15 protein-coding genes and 1 pseudogene are annotated in these 16,564 nt (G+C 65.2%); 10 read left to right on the top strand and 6 right to left on the bottom strand.

Annotated elements, in window-relative coordinates:
* The first annotated feature begins 16 nt into the window (after positions 1–16).
* Complete coding sequence (locus ABD333_RS31970) at positions 17–1,354, top strand: radical SAM/SPASM domain-containing protein (protein WP_344546263.1); 1,338 nt, start codon at positions 17–19, stop codon at positions 1,352–1,354.
* Positions 1,355–1,364: 10 nt separating this feature from the next.
* Here ABD333_RS31970 and ABD333_RS31965 read toward each other — a convergent pair whose 3' ends face one another.
* Both ABD333_RS31965 and ABD333_RS31960 read right to left on the bottom strand, forming a co-directional pair.
* A complete protein-coding gene (locus ABD333_RS31965; protein ID WP_344546262.1) occupies positions 1,365–2,531 on the bottom strand; it encodes a PucR family transcriptional regulator in 1,167 nt (388 codons plus the stop codon).
* 445 nt (positions 2,532–2,976) lie between these two features.
* Complete coding sequence (locus tag ABD333_RS31960) at positions 2,977–3,768, bottom strand: hypothetical protein (protein WP_344546261.1); 792 nt, start codon at positions 3,766–3,768, stop codon at positions 2,977–2,979.
* A 287-nt stretch (positions 3,769–4,055) separates the two neighbouring features.
* Here ABD333_RS31960 and ABD333_RS31955 point away from each other — a divergent pair, with 287 nt between their 5' ends.
* The 6 genes from ABD333_RS31955 (at position 4,056) to ABD333_RS31930 (ending at position 10,965) form a co-directional block, all read left to right on the top strand.
* Complete coding sequence (locus tag ABD333_RS31955; protein ID WP_344546260.1) at positions 4,056–5,072, top strand: DUF5753 domain-containing protein; 1,017 nt, start codon at positions 4,056–4,058, stop codon at positions 5,070–5,072.
* Between the two features lie 88 nt (positions 5,073–5,160).
* The gene (locus ABD333_RS31950; RefSeq protein WP_344546259.1) at positions 5,161–5,988 is read left to right on the top strand and encodes an SAM-dependent methyltransferase; all 828 of its coding nucleotides are present in this window, start codon (positions 5,161–5,163) and stop codon (positions 5,986–5,988) included.
* A 212-nt stretch (positions 5,989–6,200) separates the two neighbouring features.
* Positions 6,201–7,973, top strand: coding sequence for a hypothetical protein (locus ABD333_RS31945; RefSeq protein WP_344546258.1), 1,773 nt, complete (start codon positions 6,201–6,203; stop codon positions 7,971–7,973).
* Between the two features lie 236 nt (positions 7,974–8,209).
* The gene (locus ABD333_RS31940; protein ID WP_344546257.1) at positions 8,210–8,392 is read left to right on the top strand and encodes a hypothetical protein; all 183 of its coding nucleotides are present in this window, start codon (positions 8,210–8,212) and stop codon (positions 8,390–8,392) included.
* A gap of 45 nt (positions 8,393–8,437) precedes the next feature.
* On the top strand, positions 8,438–9,814 hold the full coding sequence (locus ABD333_RS31935) for an N-6 DNA methylase (protein WP_344546256.1): 1,377 nt from the start codon (positions 8,438–8,440) through the stop codon (positions 9,812–9,814).
* On the top strand, positions 9,814–10,965 hold the full coding sequence (locus ABD333_RS31930; RefSeq protein WP_344546255.1) for a restriction endonuclease subunit S domain-containing protein: 1,152 nt from the start codon (positions 9,814–9,816) through the stop codon (positions 10,963–10,965). Before ABD333_RS31935 ends, ABD333_RS31930 begins: the two co-directional genes overlap by 1 nt.
* A gap of 147 nt (positions 10,966–11,112) precedes the next feature.
* Here the strand turns inward: ABD333_RS31930 and ABD333_RS31925 are convergent, their stop codons facing one another.
* Both ABD333_RS31925 and ABD333_RS31920 read right to left on the bottom strand, forming a co-directional pair.
* A complete protein-coding gene (locus tag ABD333_RS31925; protein WP_344546254.1) occupies positions 11,113–11,304 on the bottom strand; it encodes a DUF397 domain-containing protein in 192 nt (63 codons plus the stop codon).
* Entirely contained in the window at positions 11,295–12,095 is an 801-nt protein-coding gene (locus tag ABD333_RS31920; protein WP_344546253.1) for a helix-turn-helix domain-containing protein, read from the bottom strand. Before ABD333_RS31920 ends, ABD333_RS31925 begins: the two co-directional genes overlap by 10 nt.
* Before the next feature lie 136 nt (positions 12,096–12,231).
* On the opposite strand from ABD333_RS31920, the gene ABD333_RS31915 reads away from it, so the two are divergent.
* Complete coding sequence (locus tag ABD333_RS31915; RefSeq protein ID WP_344546252.1) at positions 12,232–12,627, top strand: ATP-binding protein; 396 nt, start codon at positions 12,232–12,234, stop codon at positions 12,625–12,627.
* A gap of 728 nt (positions 12,628–13,355) precedes the next feature.
* Positions 13,356–13,550 (top strand): hypothetical protein, encoded by a 195-nt coding sequence (locus ABD333_RS31910; protein ID WP_344546251.1) that lies wholly within the window; start codon positions 13,356–13,358, stop codon positions 13,548–13,550.
* Positions 13,551–13,710: 160 nt separating this feature from the next.
* On the opposite strand, the gene ABD333_RS31905 is transcribed toward ABD333_RS31910, so the two are convergent.
* Together ABD333_RS31905 and ABD333_RS31900 are read right to left on the bottom strand one after the other, a co-directional pair.
* Positions 13,711–14,166, bottom strand: coding sequence for a hypothetical protein (locus ABD333_RS31905; protein WP_344546250.1), 456 nt, complete (start codon positions 14,164–14,166; stop codon positions 13,711–13,713).
* A gap of 41 nt (positions 14,167–14,207) precedes the next feature.
* Complete coding sequence (locus tag ABD333_RS31900) at positions 14,208–15,383, bottom strand: polymorphic toxin-type HINT domain-containing protein (RefSeq protein ID WP_344546249.1); 1,176 nt, start codon at positions 15,381–15,383, stop codon at positions 14,208–14,210.
* A gap of 19 nt (positions 15,384–15,402) precedes the next feature.
* On the opposite strand from ABD333_RS31900, the pseudogene ABD333_RS31895 reads away from it, so the two are divergent.
* A pseudogene (locus tag ABD333_RS31895) lies at positions 15,403–16,449 on the top strand (IS30 family transposase); the annotation flags it as partial.
* Positions 16,450–16,564 lie beyond the last annotated feature (115 nt).

The raw sequence follows: 16,564 nt of genomic DNA, 5'->3' as shown, positions 1-16,564 counted from the left end.
CCCATGATCGGGAGTAATGATGCACGCGACTCAGTTTCTGGTTGCGTCGGATGAAGTCCTGCTCGACGACGGCGGGAATCCCGTGCGGCTCGTGCTGCAGACCGCGTCGGAACAGGTCTACGTCCTGGCCGATGACGTCCTGCAACGGCTGGTAGGCCGCCCCGCCGCGCTGTCGGACGGTGAACGGGCCGAACTCGCCGCCGCGGATCTGCTCGTGGCGGATTCGCGGGACGAGTTCAGCGAGGTGGTCGAGGAGAACCGCGCCTATCTCGCGAAGCTCACTGATCGCATGTTCGTGCTCATGCCGGCCGCGTACTGCAACATGGGATGCGGGTATTGCGGGCAGAAACATTTCAGGCTGCCGAAACGGGAGCAGCATCGAGACGCGATCAAGCGGCGGTTGATCGCGGCCGCCGAGGATCCGTCGACCAGCGGAATCAGTGTCGCCTGGTTCGGTGCCGAGCCCATGATGGGATACGCGCAGATCCTCGATCTTTCCGCAGCCGTGATTCCGGCCTGCGGCTCCGCCGGGATACCATATTCGGCCAAGATGGTGACCAACGGAGCATTGCTCACCCTGGACAAGATCCGGCGGCTTTACCATGAATGCCGGCTGCGCTTTTTCGAGATCACGCTCGACGGCGACGCGGAGACGCACAATTCCCAGCGGCCGCTCAAGAGCGGCCGGGGAAGTTTCGGCCATATCGTTAACGTGATCCGGCAGGCCTGCGACGAGGACCTTCCCGGGCTCCAGTTCAGCATTCGCACCAACGTCAGCCGGGCCAACCAGGGCAGGCATGCCCAGTTCGCACGCGAGATGCAGGATGCCGGTCTCGCCGATCCCCGGGTGAGTTTCTACGCGACGCCCGTACGCGAATGGGGAAACGACGTCTCCGACTACGCGATCGCGCACCGCGATGTGGTCGACGTCGAGCGCGACTGGCTCGAGGCCTACGCCGACCACGGCCTCGCCGCCGGCACTCTGCCGATCGAACGTCGGCACATGGTCTGTGTGGCCGTGAACAGGCGTGCCGAGGTCATCGCGCCCGCAGGGCAACTGCACTCCTGCACTGAGCAGCCGCTGGTCCCCGGACGAGAGGACACCGCACTCGGCCACGTGACGCAGGCACAGTCCGCCGAGCTGCGGCCCGAAGGCCGTTATGACGACTGGAACAAGAACCTGCTGGGCGACACGAGTGCGTTCTGTCCAAGCTGCGCCATCTTCCCTATCTGCGGTGGAGCCTGTCCGTTGGTGTGGGACGAGGGCAACCCGGCTTGCCCGCCCGTGAAGTTCAGCCTGCCGATGCGGCTTACGCGGTACGGACTGCACCTCGGGCTGCGCAACGCCGTCTGATGGCCAGGGTTCAGCTCCAGCGTCCGGCGAGCACGTGGGTGACCACGGCGCTGAGGACGCGCACGCCCTGGAGCGAACCAGGGTCCATCTCGACGAGTTCCCGGGCCCGGCGGAGGCGGTAGTCGAGCGTCCGCGGGTGGATACGCAACGCCCCGGCGGTGTGCAGCCGATTCATGTCGTGCTGGTAGTACGCGTCCAAGGTGGCGACCAGGTCAGGGCCGCCCGCCAGCCGCCGTGCGAGGCCGCGCAGCCATTCATCGGCCTGCGGCAGCTCCGCGACGCCGAGCTCAACGAAGACATCGGCCATGACATGCACGCGGCGCGGCACCGTGTCGACGGGGGCGACCCGGCTGATCCGGCGTGCCAGAGCGACCGTGTCGCGCAGCGCGCGGGCCTGCCCGGCGGCCGCTCCGGCCGCGCACGGTCGGCCGACCATTCGCGCGAAGTCGCGGACGAGGCAGAGCGCGTGCTCCTCTGCCGCCGCGACGTCGCCGCAGGGCAGCACTGCCACCAGCTCATCGGGTTCACGCCAGGTCATCGGCACCTGATGGCTCTTCAGCAGCGCGCCGACGATCTCTTCGCGCCCTCGGCCGTTCGGCAACGGACCACCGGTGACCCGCACGACCGTGATCACATACCGGTCCGCGAGCCGCATCCCGAGGCGTTCCGGAAGGCCGGACGCCACGGAGATGTCCGCGAGCAATGTCGCCGCAAGGTCCTGGACCCGCTTGACGAAAGACTGTGATCGTTGGTGCCCGTTCAGGAAACCTCGGGTGTAGGCGTTCTGCCCGGCCAGCCCGTTGGCGGGAAGCCAGCCGATCATCTCCGTCACGTGGTCGACCTCGTTCAGGCCGGCCGCTTCGTGGATCTCCCGGAGGGTGAGAACGTCATGCAGATCAAGAACGCGTCCCCGGGACATCAGCGAAACGCCCTGTCCGCCGCGTTCCTCGCCGAAGGCCGTCAGCATCGCCAAGTCCCGGTCAGTGAAGGGCGCTCCATCGGCTGCGAGCTCGGCCTCCCGGCGTCTGAGCCGCACCGCGAAATCCAGCATCGAAGCTCGGGCGCGCTCGTCCTCCGCCACCGAACGGAAATCAGGGACCTCGCTGATATAGACATCGACAGCGCGGCGCGCGTTCTCGTCCACACGGTCCCAGAGCAGCTTGAAAAGCCCATTCATCTCCCACCGCCTCCCCTGCCACCGCAGGCCTCTGCAAGCACCACTCCGGTGATCAAGACGTGGATACGCACCACGAGGACCTCCGATTCGGATCGTTCGCGACCTACCCGCTATTCGCACCGCCCCGGCGCGCGGATTGTCCCGCGTCCACGAAAGCGCGTGTCATCGTCGGGAGACTGAGCGCCGGAACGTCTCGATCCCATTCGGCGCCGTCCGGCGGCGTAGGTCCACGATGCCGATCGCCTGCCGGTGCTGTCCGCGGCGGACCTCCAGCCATCGCGCAGCGCCGTCCGGGCCACAGCCAGCGCAGGTGAGGATGTTGAATCAGGCCTCACCTGCGCTGTGCCGGAGCTTGCTGAAGATGATGGCCGCATAAGTTCGGCGTAGCGATGGGAACCGGCGAGACATGCTCGGGTCGGCGGCCTTGGCGTGCTGACGGTCCTCGTCAGAGCGGTGAAGGAGCAGCAGTGACCGCAGTCGGCCGCTGCTGTGTGGGAGGAGGAAGCCATACCCAGGCCCGTGTGCGAGTCTCCTTCACGGTGACCCGGATTGGTCGGTAGGCGTCGTGGTTGACGAGGTCGCCCCGTTGGGCGGCTTCCCGGAAGAGGTGGTCGGTGACGACCAGGCCGAGGTCGGCGTCGGGGTTGCTGTGCATGAGTCGCTTGAAGGCCGGTGCCTCCAGGTGTCGGAACAGGTCTATGGCAGCACGTCCGGCGATGCCGTGCTGGTCATGTTCGACGTTGCCGTGGTGAGCGGCGGCGCGCAGCCGGAGGCGCAGGTGGGGAGGAGCGAATCGGTTCTCGCGGCGCAGCAGGGCGTTGAGGTGATGAGCAAGGGGATCCATCAGATGTGACGGCTCAGCATCGGCCGGCGCCACGATGAAAGCTCCGTCGCCACGGTCCTCGTGGTGACAGGCCTCCAGCGACATGCCGGTGATCGTTAGCGCTTTGTCCAACAACTGGTACATGCGCTCTCGGAGCTGAATCTGGAGTCCGGTGTCCCGGCGCGAGTCGCCGAAAGCGACGATGTCCACGGCGGACAGGGGTTTGTGCATGGTTGATGGACCTTCGGTTCTGGTTGGTCGGACAAGTTGATCGTCTGCCCAGAAGTCCTCGAGCTCTGTGGCGCTGAGCTGGGAGACGGGGACAGGCCGCAACCACCTGCCGGTCCGCGCCGCCCAGGTGGCGAACAGTGCGCAGGCCACCTCACGCCACACGGCTTCGGCTTCCTCGAACACCGGGAGCGAGGGCATCATCGCGGGACCAATTCCTCTCGGGCAGGTTCGGCTGCTCCAAGAGATCGTCGTAATGACTGGCCAGGAATGTCCGCTACTTCGGAAAAGACGGACAAATCCGAACAGCCCCCAAGCGGATCTTGAAACTTGAGCCTCGTGACTCACCGGTCATATCTACCGGCGGGTAGTCATATCTTCGATCATGGGTGAACTTGTGTACGTTTGATTCTGTATGTGGAAGCTGTACCGTGTGTGATCGGTGATGATCTCGACGAGGAGTGAGAGGCTCCATGGCGGATGAACGAAAGCGCATCATCAAGGCATTCCAGGAAGACCTGATGGCCGCCTATGTCTGCGCCGGAATCCGCAGTTATGGAGACCTGGCCAAACGGCTGAAGAAGATCGCTGGTGAAAGCAGACCTAGCCAGAGTGTCCATGTCAGCAGGACGACCGCCCACAGCCTGCTGGTGGGCGATCGCAAGAAGCTTCCGTTCTGGGATCAGGTCGCTCAACTCCTCCGTGCATTCCACGCCGAAGCCGCCACGCGAGGTATCGACCCTGTTCAGATCGGCTCACTGGAGAAATGGAAGGCCAAACACGAAGCCGCCGCCGCGGCGCTTCGCGCTCTCGACGCCCCGGCGCTCTCACTCGCGTCGGGATCGCCGACGACAGGCCCTTCGGTGCCGGCGCTGGAATCAGGCGAAAGTCAGGCTTGGTACCGCGACTACGCCGACCTTGTCCCCGGCTGGGTCGAGTGCTACCTGAACCACGAGCCTCTCTCCAGCCGTATCAGCTGCTACGAGAAGGCCTACGTGCCCGGTCTGCTGCAGACCAGGCCGTACGCCACCGAACTGATGCGTCACGCACTCGGGAACGAGCCGGAGATCCAGATCGTCCGACGTGTCGAACTGCGCATGATGCGCCAGCTCCACCTGCTTCGCGCCATCGGAACGCCACGCCTGTGGGCGATCATCAACGAGGGGGCGCTCCGCGACGGCCCAGTCAGCCCGCCGACCATGCGGGCACAGCTCCGCCATCTCCGCAGCCTGGGAAAGCACATCAAGATCCAGATCCTGCGTGCCTCACACCCACTGCATGATGCGGCAGGCGGGCCTATCACCATCCTGAGGTTCGAGGTTCCGCCGATACCAGATCTGATCTTTCTTGAGCATGCCGACAGCGCCATCTATCCGTCCGGCGACGACGACCAGGAACACTACCTGCGTGAGTTCCACAAATACTCCATCGCCGCCCTGCTGCCGAGTGATTCGCAAGAGTTTCTTCGCCGTCTCGAATCCCAACTGTAAGGGAGTGCGACGCGGAGGGGGTTGTCGTGCTGTTCCCTCGAATGCACCATGGAGGCTGCCCTCGTAGCAGAGTGACCATGGAGCCGAAGTGGACGCCGAAAAAGAGTTCTTTGCGCAGGCCGAGAAGGACCACGCCGGCGGTATCGACACCTCGGTCCCTCACTCGGCGAGAATCTGGAACTACTGGCTCGGTGGTAAGGACAACTTTCCGGTCGATCGCGCTGCCGGCGATCAATACGTCCAGACCTTCCCCGGCATCATCGACGTCGCACGCCTCACGCGTCACTTCCTCAAGCGCTCTATCACCTTCATGGCCAGAGAGGCCGGCGTACGGCAATTCCTCGACGTCGGCACCGGCCTGCCCACCGAGGACAACACCCACGAGGTCGCCCAGCGCATCACACCTGAGGCTCGCATCGTCTACGTCGACAACGACCCCCTCGTGCTGCGCCACGCCCATGCACTCCTCACGAGTACGGACGAAGGCGCCACCGACTACATCGAGGCGGACATGCACGACCCCGCGGCCATCCTCCGAGGCGCCGCCCGCACACTCGACCTCACCCAGCCTGTCGCCCTGACATTCATGGGCGTTCTCGGTCATGTCCAAGACGACGATGAGGCCGTCGCTACCGTGACCCACCTCATGGACGGACTGGCGCCGGGCAGCTACCTGGCCATCGCCGACGGCTCCAACGTCATCTCCACAGAATTCGCCGAGGCGCAACGCGACTACGACGAGGGCGGCTCCGTCCCCTACAAGCTCAGGTCCTTCGACCAGGTCCGCCGCTTCTTTACTGGCCTCGACCTTCTCGAACCCGGCATCGTCCCGTGCCTCGAATGGCGTCCTGAAGTTGCATCCGTCGAACCGGCGCCAGCCATCCAGCCACTGGCCGCCATCGCCCAGAAAGCCTAAGCAAGCCGCTCGGGTGACTGCGCCTTACGTTCCAGCGTTCGGGCTGTTTAGCCGGACGTGGTTCAAGGCGAACTTTCCGATGCTGCCGACACTGGCGTTTCCTGTCCTACGACAGGACAAGCGCTTGGGGACCGCAGGACGCCGTACCGTAGCCTGAGGCAGCGAACGCCGACGTTGTTGGCTGTTGCACGCCCTCACGTGGAGGAGACCGTATGCAGGAGCCCTCGGACTCGATGCGGGACGCCGCGCGTGAGGAGAACGGCCGGAGCAACGCCACCGACTCAGCTGTCGCGGACGATCCGGCGTCCAACTCGGACAGCGACACGATGGCGGCATCGACGGTCATCGCGGAGGTGCTCCCAGGGGTTGCCGTCGTCTCCGGCGAGGTCCCGGACGAACTCAAGCTTGATCTCATCGATCTGGAGCTCGTGTCAGCCGCCGACCGCCAGCAGATCTCCACGGTCCTCGCCTCGATCGCGAACACGGCGACTGTGGCCGGCAACCTCAGCAACGCATCCGCCGGCGTGCAGGGGCTTTACAGGCTCAGCGACTCGACACTGGGCCTGCTGAAGGCCGGTGGAAGGCTTGCCGCCAAGGACGGCGCGAACCTCGGAACAGTGATCTCGTCCGGTGGCCTCGCTCAGGCCCGCTTCATTCCCGTGACCAGGGGGAGCGCGGCGCTGACCGCGGCCGCGGTCGCGCCGGCGCTGGCCATGATCGCCCTTCAGGTGCAGCTGAGCGAGATCACGGGCCTTGTCAGGACCAACATCGCGCTGACGAGCCAGGTACTCACCACCATCCGCCGCGAGCAGTGGGCGGAGCTGACGGGGCTCGTCGCCACCGTCGATCACGCCGTTGACAAGGCGCGAGAGGTCGGATCGGTTCCCGGGACCCTGTGGGACGCCGTCGTGGGCAGAGAGGCGGACCTGCGTAAGCAGCTTGAGCTGTACCGGCTGAACGTCGGCAATCACGCCCAGCAGATTCATCGGCTCGACACTCGTGGCCGCCGTGGATATCTCGAGACGAACGCGGACGCAATCGTCTTCGATGCCCATGCTCTTCTGTCTTCCGTCAAGGCCTGGACCGGATATCAGGCACTCCATGCGGCGCGGGCGAGAGCCGCTGCGCCCGAAGATGCCGGCGAGGCACGGCTCGTCGACGCCATTGCGCGCGACACTGGCGAGAGGCTCGGCTCCGCTCTCACCGAGACGACGAGCCTCGTCGACTCGCTGACGCGGGAGCTGCGAATCATCGCCGAGCTTCCCGGGCGCGACGCACGGTCACAGTCGCTGACGAGGAAGCGGAGGGAGTCGAAGGAGGTCCGCCAAACCTCCGCGCGTCTCCTCAAGGCGATCGAGCCGCTTGCCGACGCTCTCCACCCCCCGGCCCCTCCGCTTAAGGCTCCGGATGTCGTCTGCGCACCCGAATCGCTGGATCTCGAGCCGCACCTTCGCATCCTGCGGTGGTTCCTCGAAGACGATGAGACCCTTCGTGTCCTCGGCTTCCCCGACCAGCTCGATGCCCTCGGCCCACTTTCTGCGATCTTCAGCGTGGCGAAGGAGCGATTGGCGGCAGTGATCGACAAGGCGGCGGCAAAGACCCTGGTCGCTGTCACGGATCGCCGCATCATCACGGCCAAGACGAGCGCGTTCCTTGAGCAAGGCGAGATCGGTCAGGACATCCCGATCGACCGAGTGCGATACGTCCGAGCAGCGACCACACAGGACGGAAGCGGACGCATCGCGATCGACCTCATCACGCGCGACGAGAACATCCGGTGGCTCTTCCACGCTGACATCGACAACACTCAGGTGGACGCGCTCACCGCCGTGCTGGCCGAATCGATGTCGATTCCGGACATCGAACGCGATGAGCTCGCACGGCGTCGCCACGCCTCCATCGAGGCTGACGGGACGGGCGGAAGTACGGGGCCGAGGCCTACGGGACCGACGGAACCCGAAGCCGCGACCGGTGATGCCGAGTAGGACTCGGGCCAAGGGGCGAGAGCGTGCCCCATGACGATCCCCCACATCACGGAGTGACGTCCATCCGGACGACCTCGTGAGAAAACCCAAACGGCGTGCTCTTGGCACGCCGCGGCAGTAGCGTCCTACCGTTCTCTTGTCGGCAGGCAGGCAGGCAGGCCGCCCGCCCGCTGCACCGGAACCCTCGCGCGACCGTTCGCTGGCCTCGGCGCGCCCAGTAGAGATGGAGCCCGCATATGGAGCGAGTCCTCATCGTGGTCATAGTGATCCTGGTGGCGCTGATCGCGGCGTTGCTGGCCGGATTCCTGAAGTGGCTCGACGGCGGCCGGGTCGTCGGTGCCATCGCAGCCGGGGCCGCTGCTTTCGCCGCCGCGGTCCCGGTGATCGTCCTGCTCATGAAAACGGGCGGCATGGCGTGAGCAAGTACGCGGGAACGGCGTGCCCGGTCGCGAAGAGGAGTGGCGATGTCTCCTGAAGTGCCAATCCAAGTCCGTGGCTCAGTGCGTGACCTGGGACGTCTGCTCAGCTTCCATGACGCCTGTCGCGTCGTGGCCGGCCTCATGATTCTGAGAGACCAGGCACTACAGCACCCGCAGAGCGATCAGAGTTCCTGGTGGCGGCGGCTCTTGGCGCGAACGGAGACGCCGCAGTCCGCGATGGGGCCTTTGGTGCGGGAAAGCCTGCTCCAGCATCAAGAAGGGGAGGACCGTGCGTTCGTGCCGCGTTTTCCCCCAACGGCTGACGATGTTCTACGTCGTCTGGTCAAGGCGGCAGATCGAGTCGTCCACCTCGATGATTGGCTGGACCAGTGCTTTCAGGAGCTGTCCGAAGCGCACGGGAGGAGCGGGGATTACTTCACCCGCAAAGATGTCGCGCGGTTGATGGTGGCGGCGGTGGATCCCCAGGAAGGCCAGCGGGTGCTCGATCCGGTCTGCGGCTCAGCCGGATTGCTCATAGGCGCCGCCCGGCACGTGTCCGAACGTACGGGCCGGGCACCGGATCTCGAGCTGACCGGCCAGGACGTCCACGCCTCCACGCTCCATGTCGCCCAAATGAACCTGACCGCCCGCAACGTGGACGCACAGCTGCTCGCACCGATGAACAGTCTGGCGCGGCCTGCCGAGTCCTCCTATGACATCGTCCTGGCCAATCCGCCGTTCAACAGTTCGTGGCATGCCGAACCACACGCGGACGATCCGAGGTGGTCGCACACGGCGCCTCCCCGGGACAACGCGAACCTGGCGTGGATCCTCCATATCGTCCACGCGCTCGCTCCTCGGGGCAGGGCGGCGATCCTCATGGCGGACGGGGCCGCGACCGGGGCACGGCAGGTGGAGCAGCAGCTGCGCGAACGGCTCGTCCAAGACGATGTCGTCGAATGTGTGGTGGCTCTACCGCCGGGCCTGTTCTCTCACAGCCGCGCTCCCTGTTGCCTGTGGCTGCTCAACACCGATAAAGGGCCTCGCGATGAGTGGGGTAGCAGCGACCGTCGGGGCAAGGTGCTCTTCATCAACGCGCGGGCGGCGTACGAACCAGTGCCGGGAACGCGCAAGCGTCGCCTCAGCCCGGAAGGGGCCGAGCAGATATTGCACACGCTCGGAACGTGGCGAGAGGCGGCCGAGCCATACCGCGACGAGCCCGGTCGGTGCCGTTCGGTCGGCGCCGAAGAGATCGCCGAGCAGCGATACGACCTGCAACCGCCGAGATACACCGGTGAGCTCAGCATCGAAGGTGCTTCAGAGCAGCGGCAGATCGATGAACTCGCCGCCGAACTCCGGTACAAGTTCGAGGAGGCGCGCACGCTGGAATCCGAACTGCTTCGAGTCTTGGACGAACTGTGATGCGCGAACTCACCGCCGAGGGCTGGCAGCGCATGACGGTGAAGGAGGCCGCGGACCTCAAGGTCACCTACGGGCTCCCCGAGCAGGAGCTTCCCAGCGGAGGGGGAGTGATCAGAGCAGGTGACGTCCGCGATGGCCGCCTTCGGACCACTTCTCCGGATCATGCCGCGGAGCCGGACACCAAGGACAGTCGCGCCGTCCTCGCCGAGGGTGACCTGGTCGTGGTGCTCGTCCGCCGGGTGGGTGACGCGGCGCTGATCGACCAGCGGCATTCGGGCTGGGTGACGACACGCTCTGTCGGCATCCTCCGCTCGCGGGACCACCGCCTCAACCGCTGGCTGAAGATCTGGTTCCAGACGCCGACCGCCCGCGCGTGGTTCGACCGGCACGTGTCGGCGTATGTCGAGCCGACACTGAGCATCGACCGGCTAAGGGCGATGGAGGTGGCCGTCCCGCCCCCCGAACGAATCGAGACCATCACTCGGCTGGTCGAGCTGGTGCAGGACAAGAGGGACCTGAACCAGCGGATCGCCGCAGACGCCGTCGCCTTGGCCGACGCTCATCACGCCATGCTGGCGCGGCAGCAAAGACGATCGTGGACGCCTTCCACGTTCGGTGCCGTCGCCTCCGTGCTGACCGGTCGGCCCGCTCAGCCGCCTACCACGGGCGGTATCGCGACGTTCCGGATATCGCCGGCCGACGTCCTGGCCGCTGATCCGCCCTACATCCAGGGAGGACGCGAAACGCTCGCCGAGCTGGGCAACGTCTGCGCACCGGGAACCGTACTGGTCGCCTCAAGACCCGAGGGCGCCCGCACCGCGGTGACCTGGGTGCCGACCATCCCGAACCGGGGCGTCCTCGCGGTGCGCCCGTCCGTCCCCTCGGACCGCTGGTGGCTGCTGCATGAGCTGCGTTCCCGAAGCGAGGAGCTTCCCAGGATCGCGCAAGGCCGGCAGGCCAGGGAGATCAGTCGACGCGCCTTCTCACAACTAGAACTGCCCTGGCCCGATCCAGAAGTTCGCCGACGTTTCCAGGAAACGGTCGAACCCCTTCACGACAGAGCCCGCGTGGCCCTTGAGGAGAACCGTCTGCTGGAGGAACTGCTCGATCGGGTGCTGCGGGACGTGTCCTTGATCGCAGCACGCATCTGACGGCATCCCCTTCGGAACACGCAGGGGAGTGGGTCTCTGCGCTGTCCGGATGCTCGTGAAGCAGGCGCCCGGCGAGAGCCCGCACGTCGGCGAGCAGGGTGGACCCGCCGCGGGCTCAGCACTTAGGGAGGCAGGGAAGCGGGTTGGTCAGCGGGCCGTGAGGGCGGACTGGACGGCGGTGCGCAAGGCCGCGCGGGTCAGCAGCAGGACGGGACCGTCTGGATCCTTACTGTCCCGCACCGCCACCACCGCACCGGCCACCTCAGCCAGCTCGACGCAGTTGCCGCCGTTCTCGCCACTGCGGCTTGCCTTGCGCCAGGTGGCGTTGCTCAGGTCCATTTCTCCTGTGCCTCTCTCATCATGTCCCGGGACATGTCTTCGGGGAGTGCCCTCGCTCGCAACTCTCGGAGCGTTTCGGAGAGTTTGGCGAGGTCCGAGGGGTTGTCGGTCGTGATGCCTCGTACCGTCGTCTCCATGTACGCGACCTCGCTCCGATCCTCCATGGTAGCCACCACGAAGGCGCCGCCTGTGCCCGCCGGACGCCCATTGTTGCGGACGATCTGGATGGTGACATTGGGCAGCTCACTGAGAGCGATGAGATGCTCGATCTGCTCCCTCATTACCTCAGGCGAGCCCACCATGTAGTCGAATACCTTTTCGCTCAGGAGTGCGGTCAGGACCGTAGGCGGTGCGTCCTCCCGATTGAGGATGGACTGGCGTGCCATGCGGGCCTCTACGGCCTCATCGGAGCTGAGGAATACGCGGGCATAGGACGGAGTCTGCAGCAGACCGGGAACGATGGTGTGTTCCCAAGTGACCAGCTCTACGGCTTCCGACTCCTGCTGTGGCCAGTCGAACCAGATCGGGACCGGATGACCGTCCTTGTTGAGGTCCTCCCACAGGCTGATGAGGGAGCCGCCCGCTTCCAGGTAGTCGTCCACGAGGTCCACGAAGGTTCGCGTGGCACGCTTCTTGCCGCTCTCGATTCGGCTCACCTGGGCGGGACTGACCTTCGTCAGGTGAGCGATCGTTTCCTGCTTGATGTCCTTGGCCTCCCGCAGCCGCCGCATCTGGCGGCCGAACGCCACGAGGGCGGGGGACTCATCGGGACGCTGGCGCCGTGCTGCCATGGCGGCTTACCTCTCTCGGCAACTTGCACAAACGGTCCTGCTCTTGCCGTTGCAATCCACTTCGGGGCTGCATGCCCATTCTGGCTTCGAAAGTGGCTGAATGTGCAGAGTTCGGCACACAGGGTGAGGAGAGGTCATGGGTCAGGCGGCGGCGGAGAACGAGATGGTGGTGAAGCGCGACCTCAAGGTCGTTGCAGAGGTGCGACGGTTCGTGCGGCTGGTAACTGGCCAGTGGGGCATGGACGACCTCGCGGCTTGCCTGGTGGCCAGTGAGCTGGTCACCAACGCTCTGCGCTACGCCTCCGCATCCGACGGCGACGTGACGTTCCGGATCGGACGCGCCGACGACGGTGCGCTATGGATGGAGGTCCAGGACGCGACCTGCGACCTTCCCTGCGTCCAGCGCGCCGACACCATTAGCGAGGCCGGGCGGGGCCTGTTCATCATCGACCAGCTCTGCCGTTACTGGGGAGTCCGCCCGCTCGCCGGCAACCCCGGCAAGGTCGTCTTCGCGGTCCTCAACGCGACATGAGGATCACCGAGGACGCCCTTCTGCCGCTGCCTGGTGAGCCTGCCGACAGGCCGATGACGGACTCGCCGCGCGGACGCAGGGCGGCATGCCTAGGGTTACCGCAGATCACCGCCGAGCTGCAGGGCTTACCGGCTCGCCGAGGCGACACGAACCCCTGCCGTAGCTATCGAGCCAGCAGCTCTCCTCTGCTCAAGCGTTGGACACCGAGTCCAACCACCCGATCATCCACGTTCCTGCTGGTCAGTGGAGGGCCAGCAGTGTGGGTGCTGGCGGGGGTGCGCAGTTTCCGCAGATAGGCGGATTGTGTTCGGCCAGTGCGGACTGCGGTTCAGGCTTTGAACAGAAACACCCCTGACCGTGTGTCCTGCTGGTCAGAGGTGGGCAGGGGCGGGCAGGGGCGGGGCCGAACCGCCGACCTTCCGCGTTTCAGGTCACAACGCCTGAGCGCTGTACTGACCTGCGAAAACCCAGGTCGCTCACGAGCGAGAAGCCGATAAGCGGATTGTGTTCCCCCGCGGGTTAACACTGCCGCGTATCTCCAACCTCCCCACGTAAGCCACACCTCACGCTCGGGAAACCACGCTCGATGGATGCCAATGATCTCGTTCTCGGGCGCGGCCGGCTCGCCTTCGATGATTCTCAACGGATCCCGACCCACCGCGCGACGCAACGCCTCATGCCGGGCGAACGGTTGATGTCCGGTCGATCCGAAGTCGGCCCTCGTCGGTATGGCACTGCTGCATGCCGCGGATGCATGCGCCGCCGTCGCGGGGCACCACTACGACGCGGTCAACGACATCGCCGCACTGGGAACGCTCTACTCAACCAGGAGCACGGCGTCCAAAAACGCGTCGCTGCTCGCCGCGCGCGGTGCGGTGAACGAGCGACTCGTCGACATGCGGCAGCGCCTATCGCCGTCGTGAGTTACTCCACCGGATGCGACGCACACCGTACACCCCAAGGTCGTAGCTCATGGGATTATCTCGTGTAGAACGACCCTTAGCTGATCCAGTCTTGCAGCTCTTCGGAAAGCTTCGTGTCCGGGTTGCCGCCGGGGAAGGTTCCTTTTCCACGTTATCGCACTCAGGAGTCCAGATCGACCCTGCCTTTCGTTCCCGTCCAAGGTGGGCTCCCGAACATGGCTTCGAGGAAATTGGGATTGTCGAGCAACTCTGGATAGTCGTCGACGAGTTGTCCCGTGTGCTCGTCCAGAAATCCAAGCAGGGATCGGAAAAACTGAACTTTGTCCCCCACGATGACGTCACTTGTGTAGGTGGCGGAAACTTGAAGTGACCGCCCCTGACTTTCCATGTGCAGAAGGGAGTCAAGGTCTACGAAACCGAACGACGCATGTCCATGCGTGCTCGCTCGCAGATAGGCGCGCGGCAGAAGCACGATCATGTCCAGCAAGCTGACGATGCCAGAATGGGTGCTCAGGTCGGCGTCCTCGGACCGCAGGATGAGGTCGCCGGGAAACAACGAGCTTCGCAGTTGAATCCTGGAAGCCGTGCGCAGATCGACGGCGGATCCGTCGGGCATGAGGTGCCCTTGCGAACGTCGGTTGAAATCTATGCGAATGATCATTCAGTCGCCAGGGTCGGATGTACGGTGAGGAGTTCGCCGTCCTCCATCCGGAGTACCACACGCCTGGTATCCACCCATTGATTATCGCCTTCTCTCTGCGACTGCCCGATAACGCGATCGAGTGTAACGAGGTGTCGGTGGTTTCCCGTCTGATCCGATGGGAAATTAGTAAGAATTTCGAACACTAGATTCAGGATGTCTTCCACTTCGAAGCCATCCGAGAACTTGCTGCCGGACGCCTCTGTTCCTGGGCCATGCAGGGGGAAGACGTGCCTTCTCACGCGGTCGAGAGCCTGGAAGGGGTCAAGGTCGTTGGCGCCACAGTTGTGCACCAGGGCCGACCGGACCCCTAACTCCACATAATAGGTGGGGATCCCGGCAATCGTAAGGTTGTGAACTTGCTGCTCGGGCGTGGTCCACGTACGGGTCGCCTTGACTTGCATATGGACGCCGGTGCTCGTCCGCAGCCACATCCCGAGTTCGAGGTCCTTGGCCTTCACCCATCTGCGTTCCGCGCCGGCGACCCAGAAAGGATGTTCGTCCGTGGCCGTTACGGACGCGCCCGGCCCAGCACCGTGAGCAGAGATCGCGACAAGGCGCTTCTCGCCCCTGCTGGTGATCGTCCTCAACACTCGCCGGGACGCCGTCTTGCCGGTTTTCGGATCAGTGGCCAATACCCGGTCACCGGCTCGAACCTCATCGATCCGCCGTCGGCTCGCGTCTGCCATCAGGACCCGTGTATTGGGAACGAAGCTGCTGCTGCACCCCTTGATCAGCCTTCGCATCACCCAGATCAGGCGGTGCTTCTTGCGCACGTAGGTCTGCGCCGCCGCGACCGTACGACGGAAGCTCGGGATGCCGGTCGCGATTCGCCAGATAAGCCTGCCAATCCGGGAAAGCTTGCCCGTGAACGCGATGAGCTTCAGAGGACCGAGAGCGTTGAGCGCGGTGAAGAGGCATCCGACGATGTCGCCCCTCGTGAAGCATGCTTTGGCGTCGTTGTAGCCGATGACATCCAGCACGAGCTGGCCACCGATGTCGATGACGAAAGACAGGACGCTCTTCCCTGCATCGGCGTAAGCCTGGCGATAGGCGTCCAGCCCCGCCTGCCCCGGCGGCGGCTGAATACTGACCCCCAGCGGGCGGGTGGGTTCAAGTCCTTGTCGCAACACTCCTGGTATTTGATGGGGTGTGGATTTGGGACTCAGGGGACAGAAGCGGCGGCTTGAGGTTGAGGATGCCTACTGGCGTCTGATCCTGTCGGGGATGGGGACCGTTGAGGCGTGCCGTGAGGTCGGGATCGGGCGGAAGACCGGCTATCGGTGGCGGGCCGAGCGCGGTGGCGTTCCGCCGGCGCGGTTGGCCGAGGACGCGCGATCGTCGCGGTACCTGTCGTTGTTGGAGCGACAGCGGATCGCGACGCTCAAAGAACGCGGCCATGGCGTGCGAGAGATCGCCCGCCGTCTCGGCCGGGCACCGTCCACAATCTCGCGTGAGCTGCAACGGAACATGCTCTCCCACGACAAAGGCATCTACGACGCCGATCTCGCCCACGCCCGGGCGCGGGAGACAGGACGGCGGGAGCGCACCGGCAAGCTCCTGCGCGATGGCTGGCTGCGTCGCACCGTCCAGGCCAAGCTCGAGCTGGACTGGAGCCCGCAGCAGATCGCGGCCTGGCTGCGCATCGCCTACCCCGACCGACCCGACTGGCATGTCTGCCACGAGACCATCTACCAGGCCGTCTACTACGCACGAAAGAGCGGCCTGAGCAGGAAACTGACCAGCCGCTTGCGCACGGGCCGACCGCTGCGCAGACGCCGTCGGCGGCCAGATCAGCGGGGCATCCGATTCATCGCTCCGGCATCCCCGATCGACGCACGCCCCCCGATCGTCGAGCTTCGGACCAGGATCGGCGACTGGGAAGGGGATTTGATCGTAGGCAGGATGGGCCACTCGGCGATCGGCACCCTGGTCGACCGCACCAGCCGCTACCTGCGTCTGGTCCACCTGAACGGCAGCCGCTCCTCCCACGACTTCGCCCAGGCCGTCACCGCGGTCTTCGCCTCGATCCCCGAGAACGCCCGCAGGAGCTTGACCTGGGACCAAGGCTCGGAAATGGCCCGCCACGACCTGATTGCCCACCAGCTCTCCGACGGCGTCTACTTCGCACAGCCCGCCAGCCCTTGGCTCCGCGGCACCAACGAAAACACGAACGGGCTGCTCCGTCAGTACTTCCCGACTTCTATGGCTGCAGCGGCATCGTGGTCGGGTTAGCTGCCCGTAGCCTGCCGCAGGATGTCGGGCGGGCTGGCTCGAGTACTTCCTGCCGCCCTCCGAGGGTTGGCTCGCTTTG

The organism is Actinomadura fulvescens (assembly GCF_039533225.1).
Classification (GTDB): domain Bacteria; phylum Actinomycetota; class Actinomycetes; order Streptosporangiales; family Streptosporangiaceae; genus Spirillospora; species Spirillospora fulvescens.
The sequence above is the reverse complement of the archived record's forward strand: the minus strand, read 5'-3'. Positions and strand labels throughout refer to the sequence as shown.